At 65.6% G+C, this 21,146-nt stretch carries 18 protein-coding genes and 2 pseudogenes; 4 read left to right on the top strand and 16 right to left on the bottom strand.

Going from position 1 to position 21,146, the window contains the following annotated elements; translation table 11 throughout:
- The 7 genes and pseudogenes from QOH60_RS16645 to rplM all read right to left on the bottom strand — a co-directional run.
- Positions 1-850, bottom strand: a pseudogene (locus QOH60_RS16645) (hypothetical protein); the annotation flags it as partial.
- A 2-nt stretch (positions 851-852) separates the two neighbouring features.
- Positions 853-1,155, bottom strand: a complete 303-nt coding sequence (locus QOH60_RS16640; protein ID WP_526422285.1) for a type VII secretion target — start codon at positions 1,153-1,155, stop codon at positions 853-855.
- Between the two features lie 38 nt (positions 1,156-1,193).
- On the bottom strand, positions 1,194-2,528 hold the full coding sequence (glmM, locus tag QOH60_RS16635) for a phosphoglucosamine mutase (protein WP_526422283.1): 1,335 nt from the start codon (positions 2,526-2,528) through the stop codon (positions 1,194-1,196).
- 142 nt (positions 2,529-2,670) lie between these two features.
- Complete coding sequence (locus QOH60_RS16630; RefSeq protein WP_526422281.1) at positions 2,671-3,141, bottom strand: hypothetical protein; 471 nt, start codon at positions 3,139-3,141, stop codon at positions 2,671-2,673.
- Positions 3,142-3,402: 261 nt separating this feature from the next.
- A pseudogene (locus tag QOH60_RS16625) lies at positions 3,403-3,567 on the bottom strand (adenylate/guanylate cyclase domain-containing protein); the annotation flags it as partial.
- Between the two features lie 682 nt (positions 3,568-4,249).
- A complete protein-coding gene (gene rpsI / locus QOH60_RS16620) occupies positions 4,250-4,639 on the bottom strand; it encodes a 30S ribosomal protein S9 (RefSeq protein ID WP_526422295.1) in 390 nt (129 codons plus the stop codon).
- Positions 4,640-4,770: 131 nt separating this feature from the next.
- Positions 4,771-5,214: a 50S ribosomal protein L13 gene (gene rplM, locus QOH60_RS16615; protein ID WP_526422279.1), complete on the bottom strand. Its 444-nt coding sequence runs from the start codon at positions 5,212-5,214 to the stop codon at positions 4,771-4,773.
- Between the two features lie 208 nt (positions 5,215-5,422).
- Here rplM and QOH60_RS16610 point away from each other — a divergent pair, with 208 nt between their 5' ends.
- The gene (locus tag QOH60_RS16610; RefSeq protein ID WP_526422297.1) at positions 5,423-5,689 is read left to right on the top strand and encodes a hypothetical protein; all 267 of its coding nucleotides are present in this window, start codon (positions 5,423-5,425) and stop codon (positions 5,687-5,689) included.
- Positions 5,690-5,783: 94 nt separating this feature from the next.
- Here QOH60_RS16610 and QOH60_RS16605 read toward each other — a convergent pair whose 3' ends face one another.
- The 6 genes from QOH60_RS16605 to eccCa form a co-directional block, all read right to left on the bottom strand.
- A complete protein-coding gene (locus tag QOH60_RS16605; protein WP_526422277.1) occupies positions 5,784-6,215 on the bottom strand; it encodes a hypothetical protein in 432 nt (143 codons plus the stop codon).
- Between the two features lie 106 nt (positions 6,216-6,321).
- Positions 6,322-6,834, bottom strand: coding sequence for an Rv0361 family membrane protein (locus QOH60_RS16600; RefSeq protein WP_526422275.1), 513 nt, complete (start codon positions 6,832-6,834; stop codon positions 6,322-6,324).
- 59 nt (positions 6,835-6,893) lie between these two features.
- On the bottom strand, positions 6,894-7,190 hold the full coding sequence (locus QOH60_RS16595) for a WXG100 family type VII secretion target (protein ID WP_526422273.1): 297 nt from the start codon (positions 7,188-7,190) through the stop codon (positions 6,894-6,896).
- A 30-nt stretch (positions 7,191-7,220) separates the two neighbouring features.
- A complete protein-coding gene (locus QOH60_RS16590) occupies positions 7,221-7,544 on the bottom strand; it encodes a WXG100 family type VII secretion target (RefSeq protein ID WP_526422271.1) in 324 nt (107 codons plus the stop codon).
- 37 nt (positions 7,545-7,581) lie between these two features.
- Complete coding sequence (locus tag QOH60_RS16585) at positions 7,582-8,724, bottom strand: type VII secretion-associated protein (RefSeq protein ID WP_526422269.1); 1,143 nt, start codon at positions 8,722-8,724, stop codon at positions 7,582-7,584.
- Between the two features lie 107 nt (positions 8,725-8,831).
- On the bottom strand, positions 8,832-12,659 hold the full coding sequence (eccCa, locus tag QOH60_RS16580) for a type VII secretion protein EccCa (protein WP_526422267.1): 3,828 nt from the start codon (positions 12,657-12,659) through the stop codon (positions 8,832-8,834).
- A 110-nt stretch (positions 12,660-12,769) separates the two neighbouring features.
- On the opposite strand from eccCa, the gene eccD reads away from it, so the two are divergent.
- Together eccD and mycP are read left to right on the top strand one after the other, a co-directional pair.
- Positions 12,770-14,101, top strand: coding sequence for a type VII secretion integral membrane protein EccD (gene eccD, locus QOH60_RS16575; protein ID WP_526422265.1), 1,332 nt, complete (start codon positions 12,770-12,772; stop codon positions 14,099-14,101).
- Complete coding sequence (gene mycP / locus QOH60_RS16570; RefSeq protein WP_526422263.1) at positions 14,098-15,531, top strand: type VII secretion-associated serine protease mycosin; 1,434 nt, start codon at positions 14,098-14,100, stop codon at positions 15,529-15,531. The genes eccD and mycP overlap by 4 nt, the downstream gene beginning before the upstream one ends.
- Here mycP and eccB read toward each other — a convergent pair.
- Positions 15,439-16,812 carry a type VII secretion protein EccB gene (gene eccB, locus QOH60_RS16565; protein ID WP_526422261.1) on the bottom strand — a complete coding sequence of 458 codons (1,374 nt, stop codon included), beginning with the start codon at positions 16,810-16,812 and terminating at the stop codon, positions 15,439-15,441. The genes mycP and eccB overlap by 93 nt on opposite strands.
- Before the next feature lie 132 nt (positions 16,813-16,944).
- Between eccB and QOH60_RS16560 the strand changes: the two genes are divergently transcribed.
- Positions 16,945-17,694 (top strand): hypothetical protein, encoded by a 750-nt coding sequence (locus QOH60_RS16560; protein ID WP_526422259.1) that lies wholly within the window; start codon positions 16,945-16,947, stop codon positions 17,692-17,694.
- Here QOH60_RS16560 and QOH60_RS16555 read toward each other — a convergent pair.
- Both QOH60_RS16555 and QOH60_RS16550 read right to left on the bottom strand, forming a co-directional pair.
- Positions 17,691-20,057, bottom strand: a complete 2,367-nt coding sequence (locus tag QOH60_RS16555; protein WP_526422257.1) for a VWA domain-containing protein — start codon at positions 20,055-20,057, stop codon at positions 17,691-17,693. The two genes, QOH60_RS16560 and QOH60_RS16555, sit on opposite strands and share 4 nt — an antisense overlap.
- A complete protein-coding gene (locus QOH60_RS16550; RefSeq protein ID WP_526422255.1) occupies positions 20,054-21,142 on the bottom strand; it encodes a PASTA domain-containing protein in 1,089 nt (362 codons plus the stop codon). The genes QOH60_RS16555 and QOH60_RS16550 overlap by 4 nt, the downstream gene beginning before the upstream one ends.
- Positions 21,143-21,146: the final 4 nt, after the last annotated feature.

Genomic DNA, 21,146 nt, shown 5'->3' with positions numbered 1-21,146 from the left:
CAGGTGTCGTCATCGGCGGCGAGGCGGGCAACCCCGCAGGCGGCAAATACTGCGGCGCGCCAGCGGGATACGGCGCTGGGGCTTCCGGGGCGCTGCCCCTCGCTGGTTCGGGCTCGCGGGGCGGCGGCGCATCGTGTCGGCTGGGGGGCGCGCCAGGACCGAAGTCACTCGGAAGGTCGAATCGCGCGGGCGGCGCAGAGGTCAGACCCGCGGTCGCAGAGTCGTAGCTGCTGCCGATCGACGTCATCGCGGTACGGACCGCGGTCAGCCAGTCGACACGAATATCGTTGTCCACGAACGGCTTTATCTGGCGATCGACTAATTCGCTGGCCGCAACCCGGTCGCCGACACCGGTGATGACTGTCTGCGCGGCGGCCAGCCAGGCCGGGCGCTCCGAGGAATGCCGGTCATCGATCGCCGAGACCGCGGCCGCCTTGGTGTCGACGATCTGCCACAGCGTGTCACGCAGCCCCGCAACCGCTTCGGCCGCAGCTCGTACCGACGAGGTGACTTTCTCGGCGGCGTCACAATGCCGGCGCACGAAGTCCTCGGCCGAAGCACCGCCGGCGCCCTGCCACACCGTGGACAGGTGCGTCAGCTGTTCACGTTGTTGAGCCAACGCGCCGTCGGAGGCTGTTGCAGCGGCGTGCAACGACGCGCAGTCGGCGTCCAGCACGTGGAGATCCATGCCGTCGTCGGAGGAGAACCAGTCGCGGATCTGGGCGGAATGCTGTGTCAGATCAGCGTTTTGGTAGTTGAGCAGATGACACGCCCACACGTAGCTCTGTGTGTTGTCGACCGCTGGGCGCGCCTCGGCCAACCGGCTCGCGACATCGAACTTCGCAGCCACTGCTAACCCACACCGGCGGCGGCACGCGCATCAGAGCTGACGTACTGGTCCGCGCTGCTGCGTAGTGCCGCGGCGATCTCGGCCGATGCTCGCGACCACTCTGCCAGCGCGTCGGCGACGCGCTCTAACGCCGCGCGCAGAGCATCGCCGCGAGCGGCATACGCACGTCCCGCGGTCGCACCGCCGAAACTCAACGCCGACAGGTGAGTTGACACGGCGGCATCGATCGCGCCTGCCGACGCGTCGAACTGGCGGGCAACGTCGCGCAGCGCGGCGGCATCGAGGCGCGCCGAGTCTGATCCCATACCCGGCTTCGACGCTCAGACGCGCAGTCCGGTTCCGCCTACGCCTGCTCGCTGACACGGGAGGCGACGCGGTGGGCCACCTGTTTCGCGGTGTCCTCGTCGGGTGCCTCGACCATGACACGGACTATCTGCTCAGTCCCAGAGGGCCGCAACAAGATTCGACCGGTGTCGCCGAGCTCGGCTTCCGCGTCGGCGACGGCGGCCTGAACGGACGGTGCGGACGCGACCGTCGACTTGTCGGCGACCTCGACGTTGATCAGTACCTGCGGCAGCGAGTTCATCGCCGACGCCAGTTCGCGCAGCGGGCGCCCGGTGTGCGCCATCCGTGACATCAGCCGCAGCCCGGTGACGATGCCGTCGCCCGTGGTGCCCAAGGCCGGCATCACGATGTGGCCGGACTGTTCTCCGCCCAGCGTGTAGCCACCCGCGCGCAGTTCTTCGAGCACGTAGCGGTCGCCGACGGCCGTCGTGCGGATGTCGATGCCTTCCGCGCGCATGGCCAGATGCAGGCCGAGGTTGCTCATCACGGTGGCGACGAGCGTGTCGGAGGCGAGCTCTCCGGCGTCGCGCATCGCGAGCGCGAGGATCGCCATGATCGCGTCTCCGTCGACGACGTCGCCGTGGCGGTCGACGGCGAGGCACCGGTCGGCGTCGCCGTCGTGGGCGAGCCCGATGTCGGCGCCGTTGGCGACGACTGCGGCCCGCACCGCCTCGAGGTGCGTCGAGCCGCAGCGATCGTTGATGTTGCGTCCGTTCGGCGCCGCGTTGATCGCGATGACGTGAGCGCCTGCTGCTTGATAGGCGCGCGGGGCGGCGGTGGATGCTGCGCCGTGGGCGCAATCGACGACCACGGTGACGCCGTCGAGCCGGGTGGTCACGGCCTTGCTGACGTGGCGCAAGTAGCGGTCGAGCGCGTCGTCGGCGTCGATGACGCGCCCGATCGCGGCGCCGACGGGCCGCTGCTCCGGGGCGGTGGACACCAGTTGCTCGATGTCGTCCTCGGTGGCGTCGTCGAGTTTGTGGCCGCCGGGCCCGAACACCTTGATGCCGTTGTCGGGCATGGGGTTGTGGGACGCGGAGATCATCACGCCGAATTCGGCGTCGTACGCGCTGGTCAGATATGCCACCGCGGGGGTGGGGAGCACGCCCACCCGCAGTGCGTCGACGCCCTCGCTGGTGACGCCGGCGATCACCGCGGCCTCCAGCATTTCGCCGCTGGCACGGGGGTCGCGCCCGATCACTGCGACGCGTCGGCCCGCCCGGGCCGCGCCGAGCCGGCGCGCGGACGCTGAGCCGATGGCCAGCGCCAATTCGGCGGTCAGCTCGCGGTTAGCGACCCCGCGGACACCGTCGGTGCCGAACAGTCGACCCATGGGCTCCAACTTCTCACAATCGACGGGTTAGGGCACAACCGTCGAGGTCATCAGCCGTCTTGCGGCCCAATTGCGACCTCTGCGAGACGCACCGCCGCCCGCCTCCTGGTGGAGACGGGCGGCGGCGTTGATCACGGCTCTATCAGCCGATAGGCGTCACAGGAGCCGGCATTGCCGGCGCCTGCTCTGGCACGGCCGGCGTCTGGCCCATCTCGGCCGAGCCCGCGTGTCCGCGCACGCTGGGTTGTCCGGGGGTGGCAGCCGGGTTCTGCGGCGTCACAGGCCCACTCTGAGGAGTTGCCTCGGTGCCGTTCTGCGAAATGGTCACCATCCCCTGAGCGCTGTTACAGCTTGTGCTCGTCGTCGTGCCCGCATCGACCTGGGTGGTCTTCATGTCGAGTTCGACGGCGTTCGCGCTGGTGCCACAGATGTCCGCGGCGACCTTGGAGGCCACGCCCGCGTCGACGTCGGTCAGGAGGTTCGTGTTACCGACACCCAGATTGACCAGGCCATCGCTGATGTCACCTGCAGGTGCGGCGCTGGCGATTCCCAGCCCGCCCGTGAACAACAACGATCCGCCCAGCACAACGCCGGCGGCAGTTCGCTTGGTCATCTTTCGCATCAAATATTCCTTTCAAGGCGAGAAGCAGCGATCCGGCCACAACGTGCTTGGTGGCCAAAAGATGGGAGGGTCGGCCTACCCGGCGCACAAATCAGCGCCCCCTGCTCCCCGACTGCCGGGTAACCACGATCACGGCGAGCTAAACACGATGGACAGCAGAGATCAGGAAAGCCCAGTTCAGAGCCAGAAAGAAAGGTCTGCTGCGTTCGGGGTCGATGGCTCGACGTCCCGCTACCAGGCCCGCGCGAGGGATCAGCCCGAGATAGCGACGGTCCGTGCGTCGAGGCCGAAGACCTGTATGGCGGCTGACTTACCTTTCACGGCGTGGAATCCCCGGTCGATCAGTCCGGGCGGTACAGAAGCCAGGGCGTCGACTGTCTGGTGGGTAATAAGGATCGCGTCACCGGTGGTTTTGGTGTGCCCGGCGAATGGCGCCTTTCTGGCGTGGCCTCGCAACGCGTTCGTCGACGCGCTATTTCACCGACTAGACGAGTGCGACGATCGCCGCGATGGCCGTCCACACAAGCAGAACCCAGATCCCAACCGCGATTGCCACGGAGATCATCGACATCGTGTCCAGTTTGACTTTCATGATCTCCTCCTTAGGCGCACTAGCCGCAGTTTAAACCTCAACGTGAGGCTGCAGCGCCAGACTTGGGCGTAGAATTCCACTTTCTTTCTGCGAAAAGAGCCTGGATATGCGCCTGACGTCGCGAACCATCACTTCACTTTTGGCTGCGGTTAGCGCAGGGTTTGCGGTATCCGTAGTGATCGGCGCACCTATTGCCGTCGCCCAGGTTTGCAAGCCCAATCAAATAGAAATCGACGGTAAATGTACCGACCTCCAGAATGCGAATAACGTGCCTGTGCTCCCGCCTGGCACTCCCGGCACGATTCAATGTACTCAGCACAGCTGCGTCTATAGACCTAACGGCTGACCAGGCACAGCCGTAGCTGGCACGGCAATCGTTGAACACAGTCGGCCTACCTATCGTCGCTTCGACGACCGACGCACTCGAACAAGCTCGGACAGTAGGCCAGCGGGGTCCGACAACAATCGCCGGGCGCGATGAGACGCCCGGCGATTGTGTTGAACAGATCAGCGCTTGCTGTACTGCGGCGCCTTGCGCGCCTTCTTCAGGCCGTACTTCTTGCGCTCGGTCGCCCGCGGATCGCGGGTGAGGAAGCCGGCCTTCTTCAGCGCCGGCCGGTCCTCGGGCTGTACCACGATCAGCGCACGCGCGATCGCCAGCCGCAGCGCACCGGCCTGGCCGGACGGGCCACCGCCGTCGAGGTGCGCGTAAATGTCGACGCTGTCGACCCGGTCGACAATGACCAGCGGAGCCTTGATCAGCTGCTGGTGCAACTTGTTCGGGAAGTAGTTCTCCAGCGTGCGGCCGTCGAGATTGAACTGGCCGGTGCCGGGCACGAGACGCACCCGGACGACAGCCTCCTTACGGCGACCGACGGTCTGGATAGGCCGGTCGATGACGACGGGCGGGCGCGCTTCGGTGCGCGGCGCCTCCGCGGCCTCAGCAGGCTCAGCAGGCTCGACGACCTCGACGGTTTCTTCGACCTCGACGACCTCGGGAGCCTCGTTGGTGGGCTCTACGGACTCAGTCACTGACTCACCTGCTTGATCTCGTACGGCACCGGCTGCTGGGCGGCATGGGGATGGGTGGATCCGGCATAGACGCGCAGCTTGCGCTTGATCTGCCGGCCCAGCCGGTTCTTGGGCAGCATCCCGCTGATCGCGTTCTCAACCACGCGGTCGGGGTGCTTTTGCATCAGCTCGCCGATCGAACGCCGCCGCAGACCTCCGGGATACCCCGAGTGGCGGTACTCGAACTTCTTCTGCAGCTTGTCGCCGCTGATCGCGACCTTGTCGGCGTTGACGACGATGACGAAATCGCCACCGTCGACGTTGGGTGTGAACGTCGGCTTGTGCTTACCGCGCAGCAGCGTGGCTGCTGTGACGGCAAGCCGGCCGAGCACGACGTCCGTGGCGTCGATGACGTACCAGGTGCGTGTGGTGTCACCCGCCTTCGGCGTGTACGTGGGCACAGCGCTTACCTCTCCATCTCAGGGTGGATCCCGGTGTGACCCGGGGGGCGGTCAGGCGTGGACGGCGGGATTGTTCTCGGCGACCGACATTGACCCGAGATCCCTTTGGCGCACCGTACGCCAACCGCGCAGCTTACCTGCGAGTGTCATCGCAGGTCAAAACGCCCGCGGCTCGGGTAGCGGGTTGGTTGGATCTATCGGCCCGCCCATGACCACCTGGATTCTGAGGCAAGAATTTCCATTGCAGCGCGGACCCTCCGCCGCCGGAATATCAGAACCAGTGACGGCGCCCGGCGATTTCTCGACCGGTCGCACCGAGAATCCACAGGACTACCCCTATGACGACGAGAATTCCGCCGATCACGAGGAGTGGATGGAAAACAAGGGCACCGATGATGATGAGAATTATGCCGAGGACAATCATGTCGCCACTCCAGTCGTTGAGCTGCTAACTCACCCGACGCAGACCGGATAATTGTCGGCGTCGGCAGGGTGAAGCTCGGCTACCCGCAGCGTGAACGGTCCACACCTGTCGACAACGGCCCACAGGCGTTTACCAGGAGGCCGGCTCAGGCCTTCGTCAGATTGAAGCTATCCGACCAGGTGGTGCCGGCGTCATAGTCGCAGCCGGCCGCGTCCACGGTGGTGGTCGCGGCGCCGCTGAGTGATCCGTCCCCCCAGGTGAATGTGGTGGTGACCGGCACCGAGACGCTCTGGTCGGCGTTGCAGCGCATCCCGTCAGGCCTGTGCACGGTCAGGGTCCACTGGCTGCCGGTCCGCGTCGCCTTGCCACCGTACGGGGCCCACGGGGCACCCGGGGTCATGCTGACGTTGGCGCATCCTGCGCCGCATGACGTAACGCTCCACGGAACGCCGGCTCCGTTGCTTGTGTTGAAGTTGTATGTTCCGTTGAGTTCGTCGGCCCAGGCTGGACCGGCCAGGCCGACGGCCACGCCGCCTGTCACGATCAATGTTGCGGGCAGCTTGCGAACGACAGACATGACGTCCCTTCCGATTCCCCAACCCTGGTGCTTTCAATTGGACGGCAAGGCATCCAGGGTGTTGGCAGCAAAATCACAGGTTTTGCTGACGGGGTCGTCAAGGGACTCAGTCGCAGGACTTCCAGCTACCGTCCTCGCGGACGAAGTGGTAGGTGTCGTCATGGGGGCCGTTGCCTGCTCCCCAATCCTCGATCATCTTGGCCTCGGCCGTATCGCCAGTGACCGTGACCGACTTGACTGTCAGGGAGGCATGGTTCGAGCTGGATTTGAAGTTGTCTAACTTCTTTTGGTCTTTCTGGCAGATGCTTTGCCGCATGGTGCTCACGTCGGAACGGTTGTAGGCATCCTGAAACGTCTTCACCACCGCGCGTATCTGGTCTTCGTCCGACAATTTCGATCCGCCCCCAAGGGTGAGCACGAGAATCACCGCGACGATGATGGCGACAGCGCCGACGACGATCCCGCCGATGATGAGCGGCCTGCGATTCGCCGATGAATCTGACACCCATAGCGGCCACCCCGGCGGGGGCGGAGGCCATGACGCATCCGGCTGCCACCCGGGCGGAGGAGTCCAGCCAGGTGGAGCGGCGGGCCAATTCGGCGGAGGGTTGAATCGCATGGGCGACATTGTGCATGTCCCGACGGCTCCCCTCCATCGGGACCGCACAAGCCTCTTGGCTACACGCCCCAGGCGCTTGCCGCGCGTCGGTCGGTCGCGGCCACCTCCTCTGCGCCGTCACGCACGGCGTTGCCGAGCCGGAACAACAGGTCGTTCAGCGCGGCCGCCGATTGATCCCAGGCGTTCTGCTCGACCTGGTACGCCTGCGCGGCTTCCCGAGTCCAGATTGCGCGAAGGGGCGCGATCTGCGTACGCAGGTCGTCGAGGGCCGCGTTGAGGCGTCCAGCCGTCGCGTGAATGTCCTGGCGAACGGAGAACTCGATCTCCGCGAAGTTATAGGACAGAACCGGATCCATTTGTCTTCCTTATGATCTCGAGTGGCGTGTCTAGAGGTGCTGCGCGATCGCACCGAGCTGCTGGGAGTGACTCTCGCCGGCCTCACGCAGTACGCGCTCGTTGGCGCGGATCGTTTCGGAGATGCCCTGCAATGCTTTCTGCAGTTTCACCGATTCGACGTTCCAGCGGTCCACGACGCCTTTGAACGCGGTTGCGGCGTTGCCGCCCCAGACGGATGGCGGCACATTCGTCATCCGCCCGATGAATCCTTGCAGCATCGCCTGGATCTCGCCGTTGCGGCCGTCGATCTTCGCGGCGACATCGCGCATCAGGTCGAAGTCGGTGGTGAGACTGCCCGTTCCGGGTGAACTCATATCGATCCTTTCGCTCGTGCGGTTATGCGTTGTTCGACTACGGCTGAGCAGCAACGGTTCCCGCGAATTCGGAGATATTCCGGGCCGACGAGATCGCGTGCTCGCAGACCTGTTGCACCGTCGACTCTGACCCGGGAGCGCTCTGGCAGCCGACGCTGATCCGCGCATCCCGGTCGAGCAGCACAGTCCAGCGGATATCGTGGCCGTTGCGAATCTCCCTGTATGTCACTGCGGGCCGTGCACCACGACGGTCGTCGGGATTGAAGTCGACGAACACGCCGGGCGGCTGGATTTGCAGCGCCCTTCTCAGCGTGTCGGCAGTACGTTGGAGCGTCTCGTCGTTCGGCACGGGTGACTGCGTGACATGAACGGCCGCATGCAGATTCGCCGGCGATGACACCTGCAGTCGCGCCGAACCAGGCCCCATCGTGACGCGCCGCACCGGCCAATCCGCGGGCATCTCGACCACGACGCGGCCCTCGATCAACAGTGTCATGCGCGGTGTCGACGGCTCCGGGCCACCCACTGCCCTCACCGCGGCGACCAGCACGCAGGTCACCACGACGCCGACGACAACTGCGATCCATTGGCGCGGGCGCCGACGGGTCCCGAGCGCCTTCCGGGCCCCAGCTGGGGGCGGATCGTCGGCGCACGGCGCGCACAACGCAGCTGCCCGCAAGAGTCGATCGTCATCGACCACGGTCACCGTGCACCCGCGGAAACGCAACCGCGCCATGATCATTGCGCCAAGGTCGGCCGCTCCACCGACCCCCTCCGCTCGGTCGATGACCACTGACCGCCCAGTGGTGAGGCGCACGACTTCGTCGGCGACTGCCGCCGGATCGCCATCCCGTGGCACGACGCATGCCGGTCGCCCGTCTGGCGGACGGCTCAGCGCGACGAACGACTCGGCGATCTCGACGACGACCGCTGGCGTGCGCGAGCAAGACTGCGCCAGCAATGCCGCTCGGCCTGCCACCTCGACGTCGCTGGTGAGCTCCCGCGCCGCTGCGAGCACAGTCTCAACCCGCTTATCGGACCACCACGACGGACAAACCAGAAGCGACCCGCACCCAGCGGTCGCCGACGACAGCACGTCCCGCCATAGTGCCGCCACCGCGACCGGTCGACCTTCGACGAGTGCGAGTTCGTCGTCGATCGTCGCCAAAGCCTGTGTCACCCTTTCGGAATGCTCTGCCTGACTGCTGTGTGATGACCGCACAGTGCAGGGGCCGACAAGCACCGCGCGGCCGCGGTCGCGGACGCGAGGAGCAGAGACAGAAGATGTCACGGGCACGGCGGAACCCAACCGAGTTGCACGACTTGTTCGCCGGCGCGGATAACCAGCCGAGCACGTCCCGGCGGCAGCTGGGCCGGCCGGGAGCCACCGAGCAGTATCCCTTCGTCGGGACTTGCGCTCATCATGACGCCCAGGCAGCCCAGTTCCCTCAGCCGTGTCAGCAGCGGTTCGAACAGGGCCCGCCCCGCGCCCCCTGACCGCCGGGCGACGACGACGTGCAGCCCGAGATCCCTTGCGTGCGGCAGCAATGCGATGACGGGGTCCAGTGGGTTCTCCATGCCGGCGACCACCAGGTCGTAGTCGTCGACGATCAGATACATGTCAGGACCGGACCACCATGACCGGGTTCGCAATTGGCGCTGATCGACATCGGGTCCGGGGATCCGCATCCGCAACGTCTCCACCCACGCTGGGAGCTGAGCCGCCAGAGATGCACTCGAAATCGCATAGCCGGCAAGATGTTCAGACTCCACAACGGAGAGCAGTGATCGGCGGTAGTCGATGATCGCGAGCTGTGCCTGTTCACTAGTGCGGGTTCTGATCAGCTCGGTGCAGAGCAACCGAAGCGCCGCGGTTTTCCCACATGAGTTGTCGCCGAGCACGAGAACGTGTTGATGCTCGTCGAAATCGAGAGTGACCGGCTCGAGTCGGTCCTCATCGAGGCCGACGACCAGATGCGCACCCACCCTTCGATGGACGAGTGCGCTGTGGTCGACACGGTCTGGCAGCAACTTTACGGGTGGCGCGACACGCTGGCCGTTTCTGGTACGGAACATGGCCGCCGCATCGGCGATCGCCGCTGACAGCGCCACAGTGTCGCAACGTCCGTCCAATCGCGGCAGCGCGATGAGCATGTGCTCGCCGGCGCGCGTGATACCCCGGCCTGGGATTGCATGCGGAACATGCTGCGCCGCCTTGCGGTTGAGTTCTGAATCGCCGGCGTCGCCGAGACGCAGCTCCACCCGCGTACCGATCTGGTCCTTGAGGGCCGGCCGGATCTCGGCCCACCGGGAGGCCGTGAGAACGACGTGGATGCCAAACGACAGGCCTCTGGCCGCCAATGCACTGATCGAGGATTCCAGCGTCTCGAATTCCTCTCGCAGCGTTGCCCATCCGTCCACCATCAGGAACACGTCGCCGTACGGGTCATCGGCGACTGCCGGGTCGCCGATGGCTTGGCGCCCGCGATAGTCCTCCATCGACTCGACGTTCAACCGACGGAAGCTGGCTTCCCGCGCCCGGAGGACGCTTGTCACCTCGGCAACCGTTCGCCGGACAAGGTCGCCATCGTCACTGCCCGCGACAGCGCCGACGTGCGGCAGGGCAGCCAGCGACATCAGGCTGCCGCCACCCAAATCGATGCAGTAGAACTGCACCTTGTCGGCGGAATGCGTGGCTGCTAGCGCCATCACCAGTGTGCGCAGCGCAGTCGACTTTCCTGACTGGGGCGCCCCGATCACAGCGGCGTGACCACCCGCACCCGCGAGCTCGACGAGGAGCGGGTCGCGGCGCTGCTCGAAGGGCTTGTCTATCAGGCCGATCGGCACCGTGAGATCCAGCTGTCGAGAAACCCTCCGCAACAGGGCATCCAGCGTCGGCGATTTCGACAGCGGCGGCAGCCACACTTGATGCGCGGTCGTACCCCGGCCAGCCACACACCCGAGCACGGCGTCCATCACCGTCACCGCGTCGGACAAGCGGTTCCCGAGACCGGCGGTGGCGACACGACCGCTGTCGACAGCGGCGGTCGACACCGCAGTGAACCTCTGCACCGTCACCGCCGCCGGTGTCCGGGGCGGCCGCGGCGGCGGTCGGTACGTGGCGGACACATACGCCGTCTGAAACGCCAGGGGCTCTTCGGATCCCACCCGCAGGAATGCCGCCCCCGGTGTAGAGGGCAGATGAAACGCGTCAGGAACACCGATGACGGCGCGGGATTCGTTGGGCGAAAACGTCTTCAGGCAGATCCGATAGGAGAGATGGGATTCCAGACCGCGTAATCGGCCTTCATCAAGCCGTTGGGTTGCCAACAGGAGGTGTATCCGCAGCGAGCGGCCCAGCCGCCCGATCGCGACGAACATCTCCGCGAATTCGGGATGCTGGCTGAGAAGTTCGGAGAATTCGTCGACGATCACCAGCAGCGCAGGCAACGGCGGAAGGGAGGAGTCCGCTTCCCTGGCCTTCTGATAGTCGGCCACACTGGCGAAGCGACCCGATTCTCGCAAAAGCTCCTGGCGCCTGTTCATCTCACCGGCAAGCGCGTCTCTCATCCTTGCCACCAGGTGCGCCTCGGTCGACAGGTTGGTGATCAGCGCCGCGACGTGTCGTGCGCGCTCGAAGCCGGCGAACGTTGCCCCGCCTTTGAAGTCGACGAGCACCAGGTTCAGGGTGTCGGGAGGATGCGTCGCGATGAGGCCGAGAGCGAGGGTCCGTAGGAACTCAGATTTGCCGGACCCCGTAGCCCCGACGCACAGGCCGTGAGGTCCCATGCCGTTCTCCGCCGACTCCTTGAGGTCGAGCTCGACACACGAGCCATCAGCCCTGGCGCCGACGGGAACTCGCAACCGGTCATGCGGACCGCGGGGCTGCCATGCGCGCGCAGTGTTCAACGAGCCCGGGTCGTCAACTCCGAGCATCTGTGCCCAACTCCCGCTGGAGGTTCCCGGCTCGGTGCACGCCTCGCGGTACGGCGCAAGCCGCCGAGCACACGATTCGGCCTCCTCAATTGAAAGGAAATCCGGACGTGCGAAGACCTCCGTCTCCGAGCCGACCGCGGCGAGCGTGTCACGAGTCACATGGAGCGTCAGCGATCTCCGATCGACGTCAAGTTGCTTCCCGCACTCGAGGATCGTCACGTCGTCCCGGGTGAGGAACTCCTCGGCGCCGGACACATCGCCACCATCGACGATCGCCACCGTGTGACCCAGCGGCGGCCGGGGAAGAGCCGAGAGATCGGACAGACGGCGAAAATGCAGCCGACGCGGCCCACAGGCATCGGTGAGATGCGGATGCTGATGGTGCGGTAGCCATTTCAACCAGTCCCACTCGCGGTCGGCTCGTCCACTCGTGACCGCGGCAATAGCAACCGGCTCTGGAGAGTGAAACGCAGCAAGCTGGCATAACGCAGCTCGAACCAGCCCGTAGACAAAAGGTGGTTCCCCCTCGATCAGAATGGTGGGCATTCGTTTCAGTGCCAACGCAATTGGTAGATCATCGATTGCCGAATGGGCACGCACGAAATTGCGCATCGCTGCGGCACCGACAGGCTCGAGTTGATCGACAGGTCCGGTTGCCGATGGTTTGAGCATTGCCGCCGCGCGCTGGCGACCCACGCCGACACGGACGTGACAGAAGTCCGGATCGCCGCTTCGGCGTTCCCACATCCGTGGACTTCCGGCGAGAGTCCATAGCGCTGCGGGGTCGGGATGGCACCAGCTGATCGATTCGCGTTGGCGGCGAGCATTTCCCACGACGTCGGCCCGAAGGCGGTCCAAGAGCCGGAGATAGTCTTTGCGGCCTTCGTCGACCTCACCGGCCCCGTGGGATCCCCTGCCCCCATACGCGAACATCCCGATTGTCGAGACGAGCATCATCACGGGAAACAACAGGGACGTCGGGTTGCGCATCACCGGGGCGCCTGAGCTGAAAAGGAAGACCATCATGCCCGCCATCGCGACGATCATCAGGATGGGCAACAATTTCGTCATCGGGCTCGCCGGGACAGTCCGCGGTGCATCGGCGGGCGCCTCGACCACGATCTCGGCATCGGAAAACTGGGGCCCGGGCATGCGGTGTCCCGGCTGCCACTGCGGCATGCGCTCACCGTGACGCCGGATCGACTGCCACCGCAACCCGCTATCCACAGCCTGCGCGGTTGTCCACAAGCCATCGCCTGGCGACCGCGCGCGTCGGTTACGTTCCGACAGTGGCAACACTTGAATCCGATGTGCGACGTGTCGCGGTACAGACCCGCACTGGCAGGCTAGATCTCGCGCTGCCAGCCGACGCGGCCGTCGGTGCCATCCTTCCAGTGATCGTCGACATTGCTGCGCCATCCAGATCTGCAGATCCGCTTGATGTTCCCACCGGCTGGCAGCTATCGCGCGTCGGAGGTTGTTCTCTCTCACCACGAGACTCGTTGCGGGCCAGCGGCGTCAACGACGGCGAGTTGCTTGTGCTCTCTTCTGTCGAGTTGCCCTCGTGGGTACCGCCTGTCGACGACGCGGTTTCTGCGATCGCTACGACGCTTGATCAGAAGCCGCGATGGACACCGCGGTCGTTTCGGGTCGCGACCGTCTTCGTCGCGTTGTGCTGCGGCAGCCTGGTGGCGTACGCGCTACTTCGCGGGACTGGCGAAGCGTCGGCGGTCATCGCGGGATCACTTGGTGTCGCAGCTTTTATCGGCGCATGGTTGTGCAAGCGGGCGGATCACGGCACGGCAGCATCGCCGACGCTCGCGGGCATGGCCGTCATGTGTGCGGCGACAGCGGGTTATCTTGCAGTGCCAGGAGACTCGACGGCTCCCAAGCTCGTGCTCGCAGCAGCGAGCTGCGCCACCGCGTCGATCCTCGCGATCCGGTGGATCGGATGCGAGGTGACCATTTTCGCCGCCGTGACCACGTTCGCGGTGCTGGCCGCGATGGGTGCCTCCCCCGATCTGATCGTCCCGCTCACGACCGCGGGAGCCGGTTCCATTCTTGCCGCCGCCGCGACGACCGTCGTCACTTCGGCGGGCAGGCTTGCGCTATGGGCCAGTCGGTTACCCGTTCCCCCACTTCAGGGTCCGTCTGGGCCCGAGTGCAGTGACGACGACGCGCTGCGTGCCCATGCGGTCGCCACCGGGTTGATCTGCGGGTCGAGCGCCGCGGCCGCGCTCGGCGCCACCCTCGCGTCGGTGGATGCGACGCCGGTGGGTGCTGTGTTTGCGACCGTCGTCGGACTTGTGATGGTGCTGCGTGCGGGCACTCACGTGGACCTCATCCAGTCGGTCGCTCTGATTCTCTGTGGCACAACAAGTATCGTCGCGGCCTTCGTGTGGTCGGTGAATGCACACCCGCACTATGCACACTGGATCGCCCTGGTGGCGGCCACCCTCGGTGCGGCTTTGACGCGTCTGTCGGCGACGGGGGCGCCCGCGCACCTTTCGCCGCTAGTGCGCAGATGCGGCGAGCTGATCGAATACGCGGCGCTTGCCACCGTCATCCCGTTGACCTGCCTGCTGTCAGGCGTATTCGGTGCTGTGCGGGACTTGGCGTGAGCAGGCGGGTGGGCTCGATCGCGATCGTGGTCTCTGCACTGGCCGTGCCCGTGCTGGCAGCTGTTCCGCCGGCAGCCGCCGTCCGCCCGCCGGCCGTTGACGATTCCCTGCTTCCGCGCGCCGCATCGCCCGCACCGCCCGAACCGACCGCCAAGCAAGCGGAATGCATAGCAACAACCTTTGATCCGCATGTCAATCCCAGCGGTACCCAGCTGTCGGGCATTGACCTGCCCGCACTCTGGGCGTTGAGCACTGGCAAGGGTCAGAAGGTGGCGGTGATTGACACCGGTGTGGCACCCCATCCACAGATCCCGCGGCTCACTCCCGGTGGGGATTATGTCGCCGTCGGCGACGGTACAGAAGACTGTGACGGGCACGGTACACTCGTCGCCGGAATCATCGCCGCGACACCGGTTCCCAATGCAGACCCCGACTTCGCCGGCCTCGCGCCTGGCGTGTCCCTGATCACCATCCGCCAGTCCAGCGACAGATACGGACCCGTCCGAGGGCGGGCCTCGGGCGTAGGCAACGTCGACACGATGGCGATGGCGGTACGTACCGCCGCCGATCTCGGAGCGACTGTCATCAACATCTCGTCCGTCGCGTGCGACGTCAGCAGCGCGATCCACGATCGCGCGCTCGGCGCTGCGCTGGCCTACGCGGTCGATGTCAAGGACGTGGTCGTGGTTGCCGCGGCGGGGAACGTCGGGCGCAATCATCAATGCCCACAACAGAATCCATCGCCACCATCTTCCCACCCGAACGAACCTGACTGGGAGAACGCGAACATAGTGGCGAGCCCGGGCTGGTATGACGACTACGTCCTCACCGTCGGCTCGGTGGGAATCGACGGAAACGCGTCGGCGTTCACGTTCGCGGGCCCGTGGGTCGATGTTGCGGCCCCGGGTGAGGCGGTCGTGTCGCTGGACCCGGCGAGCGTGGGCATCGTCAACACTCGGCGCAGCAATGCCGGTGCCCCGCTGATGGGAACCAGCTACGCCGCGCCCGTTGTAAGCGGTCTGGCTGCGCTCGTACGCGCGCGGTTTCCGGAGCTATCCGCGCGACAAGTGATGCAGCGCATCGAGGCAACCGCTCATCGACCACCTGGCGGGTGGAATTCGTTCGTCGGCAATGGAGCCGTCGACCCGCTTGCCGCGCTCACCGATGTGCCCGTGGTGCACGCGGTGATCGCTCCGTCGGCAACGCAACAGCCCGTCGCACCGCCCACACAGGCACCTGCCGGTGAATCTGCCGGCCGCAGAACCGCCCTTTCCGGTGTCGCCGGATGCGGCGTAATGCTGGTGGCCGCAATGGCGTTGGCGGGACCTGCACGGCGGCTAGGGGGGCATCGCCGTCGCGACTCCATCATGGGCAACCAGCGCGGCCGCCCTGCTGAGTTCCGGCCCGTCGGCCAAGAGCTTCACGAATGACCAGGGTGCCTGGGCTGGCTGGCGCGGAAGACCCAGCGCCGCGGCAGATTCGACACCGACCCCGTATCGCACTCCGGTATCACTGACGAGATACCACTGCGGTGATTGGACGAACACGCACCGACCCGGCGGCACGTACACGGCGTCCACGTTCGGACCGATGCCATCTGCGTGTGTCATTCGCACGGCGGCATGATCGGGTTCGAGTGGGACCACGGGCGCACCGAAAATTGCGACAGTTCCGCCTTTCTCCGCAACGGCCGGAGTCCATTTCGCACACACGACCAATGTGTTGACCGGTTGCACGTCGGCATCGGGGAAGGCGGCAACTGGCAGGGTCTCGACGACCGGCGTGGCACCGACGGCGTCGGCAGTGACTGTGACGACGTCGCGCGTTCCGAGCGAGTTGCTGAACCGGATGATGTCGGCGGCCACCGGCCCGACCCGCTGCACACCCTCGACGAGTATCACGAACAGCTCGTCAGCGCCCGCGCGCGCGACCCGTACCACCGATCCGACGGGCATGCCGAGCGTGTCAGGGCCACGCGTCCCCGCGCCCGGAATGTCCGGAGCGGTGATCGGTGGCACTTCAGGGATCGCGTTGAGCAGAGCCGACGACAACTCTTGCGGCTCAATCGCATCGAGATGCAGCGCACGCGACACCGCTGGCTCGGCGAGGCTCACCCTAGCCCGGACGCCGGCGTAGAGCAGGTAGGTCATCGACTCGCCGCGTGGGCGCGCCAGCACCGTTCGTCCGCCGGTCAGTGGCGTCGCAGTGGAGCTGACAGAACCTGACCCCGCGGTCACGGTCGTCCCGGTGGCGTCGTCGCACACTGTCCATTGCGACTCGCCAGCAGGGATCGGCTCCGGAAGCACATCGGGAGCCCCCGGAATACCCAGCTGCGCACCACGTTTCGCCTTACCAAGCTCGGACTGTTTGACCACATCTGGCGACGCGGGACTGCCGACGATGAGACGGGCCGACGCGAGGTTCAGCGCGGGGTGCACAGTGTCGCCGATCCGAACGTACAGCGCACCGGACTCCTTGACCATGACAAGCGGGGAATCCCCGAGTGCGTCCCGAGGGCGCATGAAGCCAAGGATCGCGCAACCCACGACAGCGATCGCAGCGAGCGCGCAGCCTGCCAATAAGGACCGCGACTTCGCGCGCATCGGTTCGTCGGTCATGTGGACATCCCTGCGCAGGAGCGCATGCTCCATGCGTCGCACAAGAAAGCGATGCCCGCTCACCACAAGTCGAGTCGTCGGTTGCCGAGCCACTGATCCCCCCGAGGTCGCTCATCTCCACCGTAAACCCGGCTGGCAAGCGTGCATGTCACAAACTTCGGGGCCGGTCAGCCTGGCTGACGCTATAATTCTTCGAACACCGAAGGCGTCGTATGGGGGAAGTTCGTGAGTTCTGGCCAGCCTCCGCCGAGTCCGGACGCTGAGCAGCCTTCCGACGACGCGACTCCAAAGCTGCCACCGTCGCGTTTCCAGCGCGGCTACGTGCGCGCCGACTCGAAGAAGCGGCAAGACGCACCCGCCAGCCAGCCCCCGCAGGGAGCGCCATCCACCGCACCACAGTCCCCGCAGTCTCGGTTTCAGGCAGGCCATGTGCGCGCCGAGCCGTGGACGACACCGCCCGCACCCCAGCCACCGCCTGCCGCGGCACCAGTACCGTCTTCGTATGCGGCACCGACATACCCGGCCCCACAGCCACCGATCCCGGTTACCCGGTCCCAGCCGCATCTCGCCGGGCCCGGAAATGCTGCGCAGCAGCCTGTTCCGCCCGTGCAGCCGTCACCACCCAGCCGCGCCCTGGTCGAAGCTCGACACCTTGCAGCAACGCTGGGCTCGGCAGCGGTGCGGTACGCCAATCCGATTCGAGCCGCGTTCGCGGCGCTGACGATCGCCGGGTTGGTTCTGTTCTTCCCGAACTTCCTGGGCATCCGGTTGGATGATCGCTGGCCGTGGGAAGGCTGGCTGTGCCGCGGTGGTTGGCCGGTGGTGTGGTTGCTCGCCGGGGTGGTCCTCGTCGCAATCGGCGCGTTGGGTATCCGCATCTGGACGTACGACAAGTGGCAGAACTGGCGACAACAGCGCCGCGCGAAGAACTTCCAGCCGCCGGCGCCGCCACGCCAGCCCGCACAAGTCGGCTAGCGCCTCTTGCGCGAAGCCAGCATTCCCGCGGCACCGAACGCCGCGGCCGCCACACCGACCACGAGAAGCACAACCGCAATCAGGTAGTACCGCGGCACTACCCATATCGTGTTGGTTTCTCTGTGCAGGCGGCCATTTGGGTCGAACCCAATCGTGACCACCTCGTGGCTGCCGAGGGGTGTATCCGTCGGAAGCGCGACAGTTGCGTCGATATTGCCGCTGGCGTCTGCCGTCGCCGAGCCGAGAATGCGCGGCGTCGAGTGCACCCTCATCACGACGTTCGTGCCGGGTGCATAACCGCCCGCCGTGACACGGGTGACTCCGCCAGTGGGAGTGACAGGTCCCACCGAAGGAGCCAGCGCCGAGTTGGCCGACGGCCTGATGATTCGGCCTGACCACGTTGGCAGCTCTGGGTTCTCGACTTCACTTTGGTCTCTCGACCAGGCGGAAATCGCCCGCGCCATCGCTGCGTAACCCTCCTTGTTGGGATGCGCGTTCTCATGGATCCAGTCAGCCGGTGCCGTACCTCCGCCGCGCCAGCTCAGAGTATTCGCATAGCTCCGGTTGCCGTCGCAGATGGTGTGATCGGGTTGGAAAGCCTTGATCACGTCCTCGGCGTAGTACACAGGCGCGCCTTGTGACCTCAACACCCCGGCGGCCAACTTGATCTGCAAATTCAGCACGTCGAGGAACTTGTTCAGGAATTTGGCTTCGTCTGAGCTGATCCCGAAGAGACAGCCGTCTCGCATACTGGAGGCGTCGTTTTGCGGAAGAATCCGCGGGTACGGCACCACGACGATCGGTGCTACTTTGCCCCCGCGGAGGTCGCGTGCCTTCTGGTCGTTGACCGCCTCATTGACGTGCTTGTACGCCGCACGAAGGTCGTCTGCCAGCGAAAACACCTGCTCGTAGACCATCACGTCGTAGAAGTTGACCGTCCAGTCCTTGACCACGATGTCGTAGTTGCACCCCTGCGCCAAGACACAGTTCATGACCACGTCAACAAATTGGGCGTCGTTGCCGCCGATGCTGAGCAGCACCGCGTCGGGGGCGTTGCCCCTGTCCACCATTTGGCGCAGCGAAAACAGTTGCGGCGGCACGAGCTTCTTGTCTGAGGTCTGATATCCAGTGAAGTCCGAGGTCTTCGCATTCGAGCAGGCCAGATTGGTCGCTGAAGGGAAAAGCTTGGGCCCGTACGCGTCTGGCGACCGATGACACATGTTCCCGTCGCCGCCATCGGTACCTTTGTTGTAGTTATGAGTGCCTTCACCAGACGAGTAGGAATCGCCGAGGATCACGACATTCTTCTTGTCGCGAAGCAGTCCTGTCGCCTGGTCGAACGGCTCAACGACCCGCGTCTGCCCTGACTTCGTCACCGGCTCTGCGTTGTTCGCCGTTGCGGCTGCGATCCATGTAAAGTCCTCTAGCCGTTCAGAACTCGGTCTTACAACAAACTCTACCGAGAGCTTCTGCCCCGGGCTGATATTGCCCAAGAACCGGACCGGACGCGGTACGAGGATCGCACCCGGGATCTTGTTCTTATCGCGAAAATCCAGAGTGACACGCACATCCTTGGCGTCGCTATGGCCGGAATTTGTCACCGCGAAAACGACTTTGGAGCCCCCTGCGCCGGTTCCACTCACCGCGGCGATCGTCGGTGGCACACCGCCGTCGAGGGTAAGCCTCGCGCCCGTCAGGTCTTGCAACGAAAGTTTCAGATCGGTCGCGTTGCCCGCGTCGGCGTAACGCCCGCCCGTCGCGTTCGCGATGCATTGGAGTTCTTGCGCGCCCTTCGGGCTGATCTGCAGGCCGACGGTGTTGACCCTGACCCCGACGCCCTGGGCGGTCAGTTGCTTGGCGACCTCGCAAGGATTTGAGCCGCAGTTCGATTCGCCGTCACTAACCAGCATGATGCTGCCCCGCTGTCGCGGGCTCGACTTGATGATTTGCGCGGCATGCTTCAACGCGGGGCCGGTTGGCGTGTCGCCGTCGGGATTGAGCCGGCGCACCGCGGCCGACGCCGTGCTCTGGTCGAGTGGACCCAGCTTGATTTCCTCGTCGCCACCGGAGCAACCGTCAATGGTGGGGCCGTTGTGGCCCGGATAAGCGATCAATCCGAATTGCGAGTTCGGGCTCAACGCGTTCACGAGGTCGATGACGGAAGCCCTGGCAGCATCTATTTTTGTCTTGCTACCCGATGCCTCACTCATCGAGCTGGAGGTATCCAGCACCACGATCACCGGGTAGTAATCCTCCTGTGGCCCAGCGGGTTTCGGCGGATCGGCATACCCGCGCGGCACCGAGATCACGGTGAAAATCACCAGCGCGATGGCTGTCAGCAGGCAGAGCGCCTTCCGCGTCACTTGCCGCTCGCGATCGCGTCGAGCCCCTCTTTGAGACCGAGCAGTCGCGCGTCGCCGAGCACCACGTCCGGTGCGTGATCGGCATCGCCGGTTGTCGTCTCGATGCGCAATCGCAGCACGTCGCGCAGATCGACGCGAATCGGCTCCGAATGACCAAGTCCCACATTGACGGTCGCGAGCGGCCGGCCGTCACCGAACACGGTGACCGTCGCGCCGGCCGTGCCGCCGCGGTCGTTGGTGCCGACGATTGCCTCCAGAGCGGCCGCATTCCGCGAGACCGCGTACTCGACGAAGGCGGGATTCCTGCCCGGGGTACATTGCACGCTCTGGCCAACAGTCTTGCCATTCACCAACTCTCCGGCGTTGACATCACTGCAGTAGTCATCGTCCACGGACCGGACGGTTGCCAGCGTGAGCGCGTCGCCGGGGTCGGAGACGGCCAGCTGCACCACCGCCGGCATCACGTCACCGGGGGCCGGGGTGGAGTCCAGAACCTGCCCGTTGGGAACCGCGGGATCGAGGCGGCGGTCGACCTCGACGACCGCACCGAGCTGCTCGAGCGCCTTGCGGGCGTCGACGACGCTCTTTCCTTTCACGTCGGGCATCGGGGCGGGAGTGGACACCGCCAGCTGAATCTCTTTCACATCTCCGGTTCCCGGAGACGGCTTCTGCCCCAGCACAAGCCCCACCGGGCCGGCGGCCGATTGTTCGGTGAAGCTGAGCTTGACGCCGTCGAGGCCGGCGTCGGCGAGGACAGTCTGGGCGACGTCGCGGTTGAGTCCGAGAAGCGACGGCATCGGCTGCGCTGTGCGCTGCTGGGCCGCGATCAGATCGGCGGGATCGACCTTGATCGCAGTGTCACCGACGATCGTCGGCGGGATCAAGAGGTAGGTCAGGCTCGCGCCGACCAACAGCAGCCCAAGGACGAGGCTCGGCCACCGGCAACGCTTGGCGACGCGCCACTTGTCACGCGGTGGCGCAACGGCGGGCGCGGTTGGCGGCGGTGCGGGCGCGGTTGGCGGCGGTGCGGGCGCGCTGGCGCCGCCGGAAGATGAAGGGTCGGCCCCCCCGCCCGGCTGGGACATCAGC

The sequence above is a fragment of the Mycobacterium sp. genome (assembly GCF_032159765.1).
GTDB lineage: Bacteria > Actinomycetota > Actinomycetes > Mycobacteriales > Mycobacteriaceae > Mycobacterium.
The sequence above is the reverse complement of the archived record's forward strand: the minus strand, read 5'-3'. Positions and strand labels throughout refer to the sequence as shown.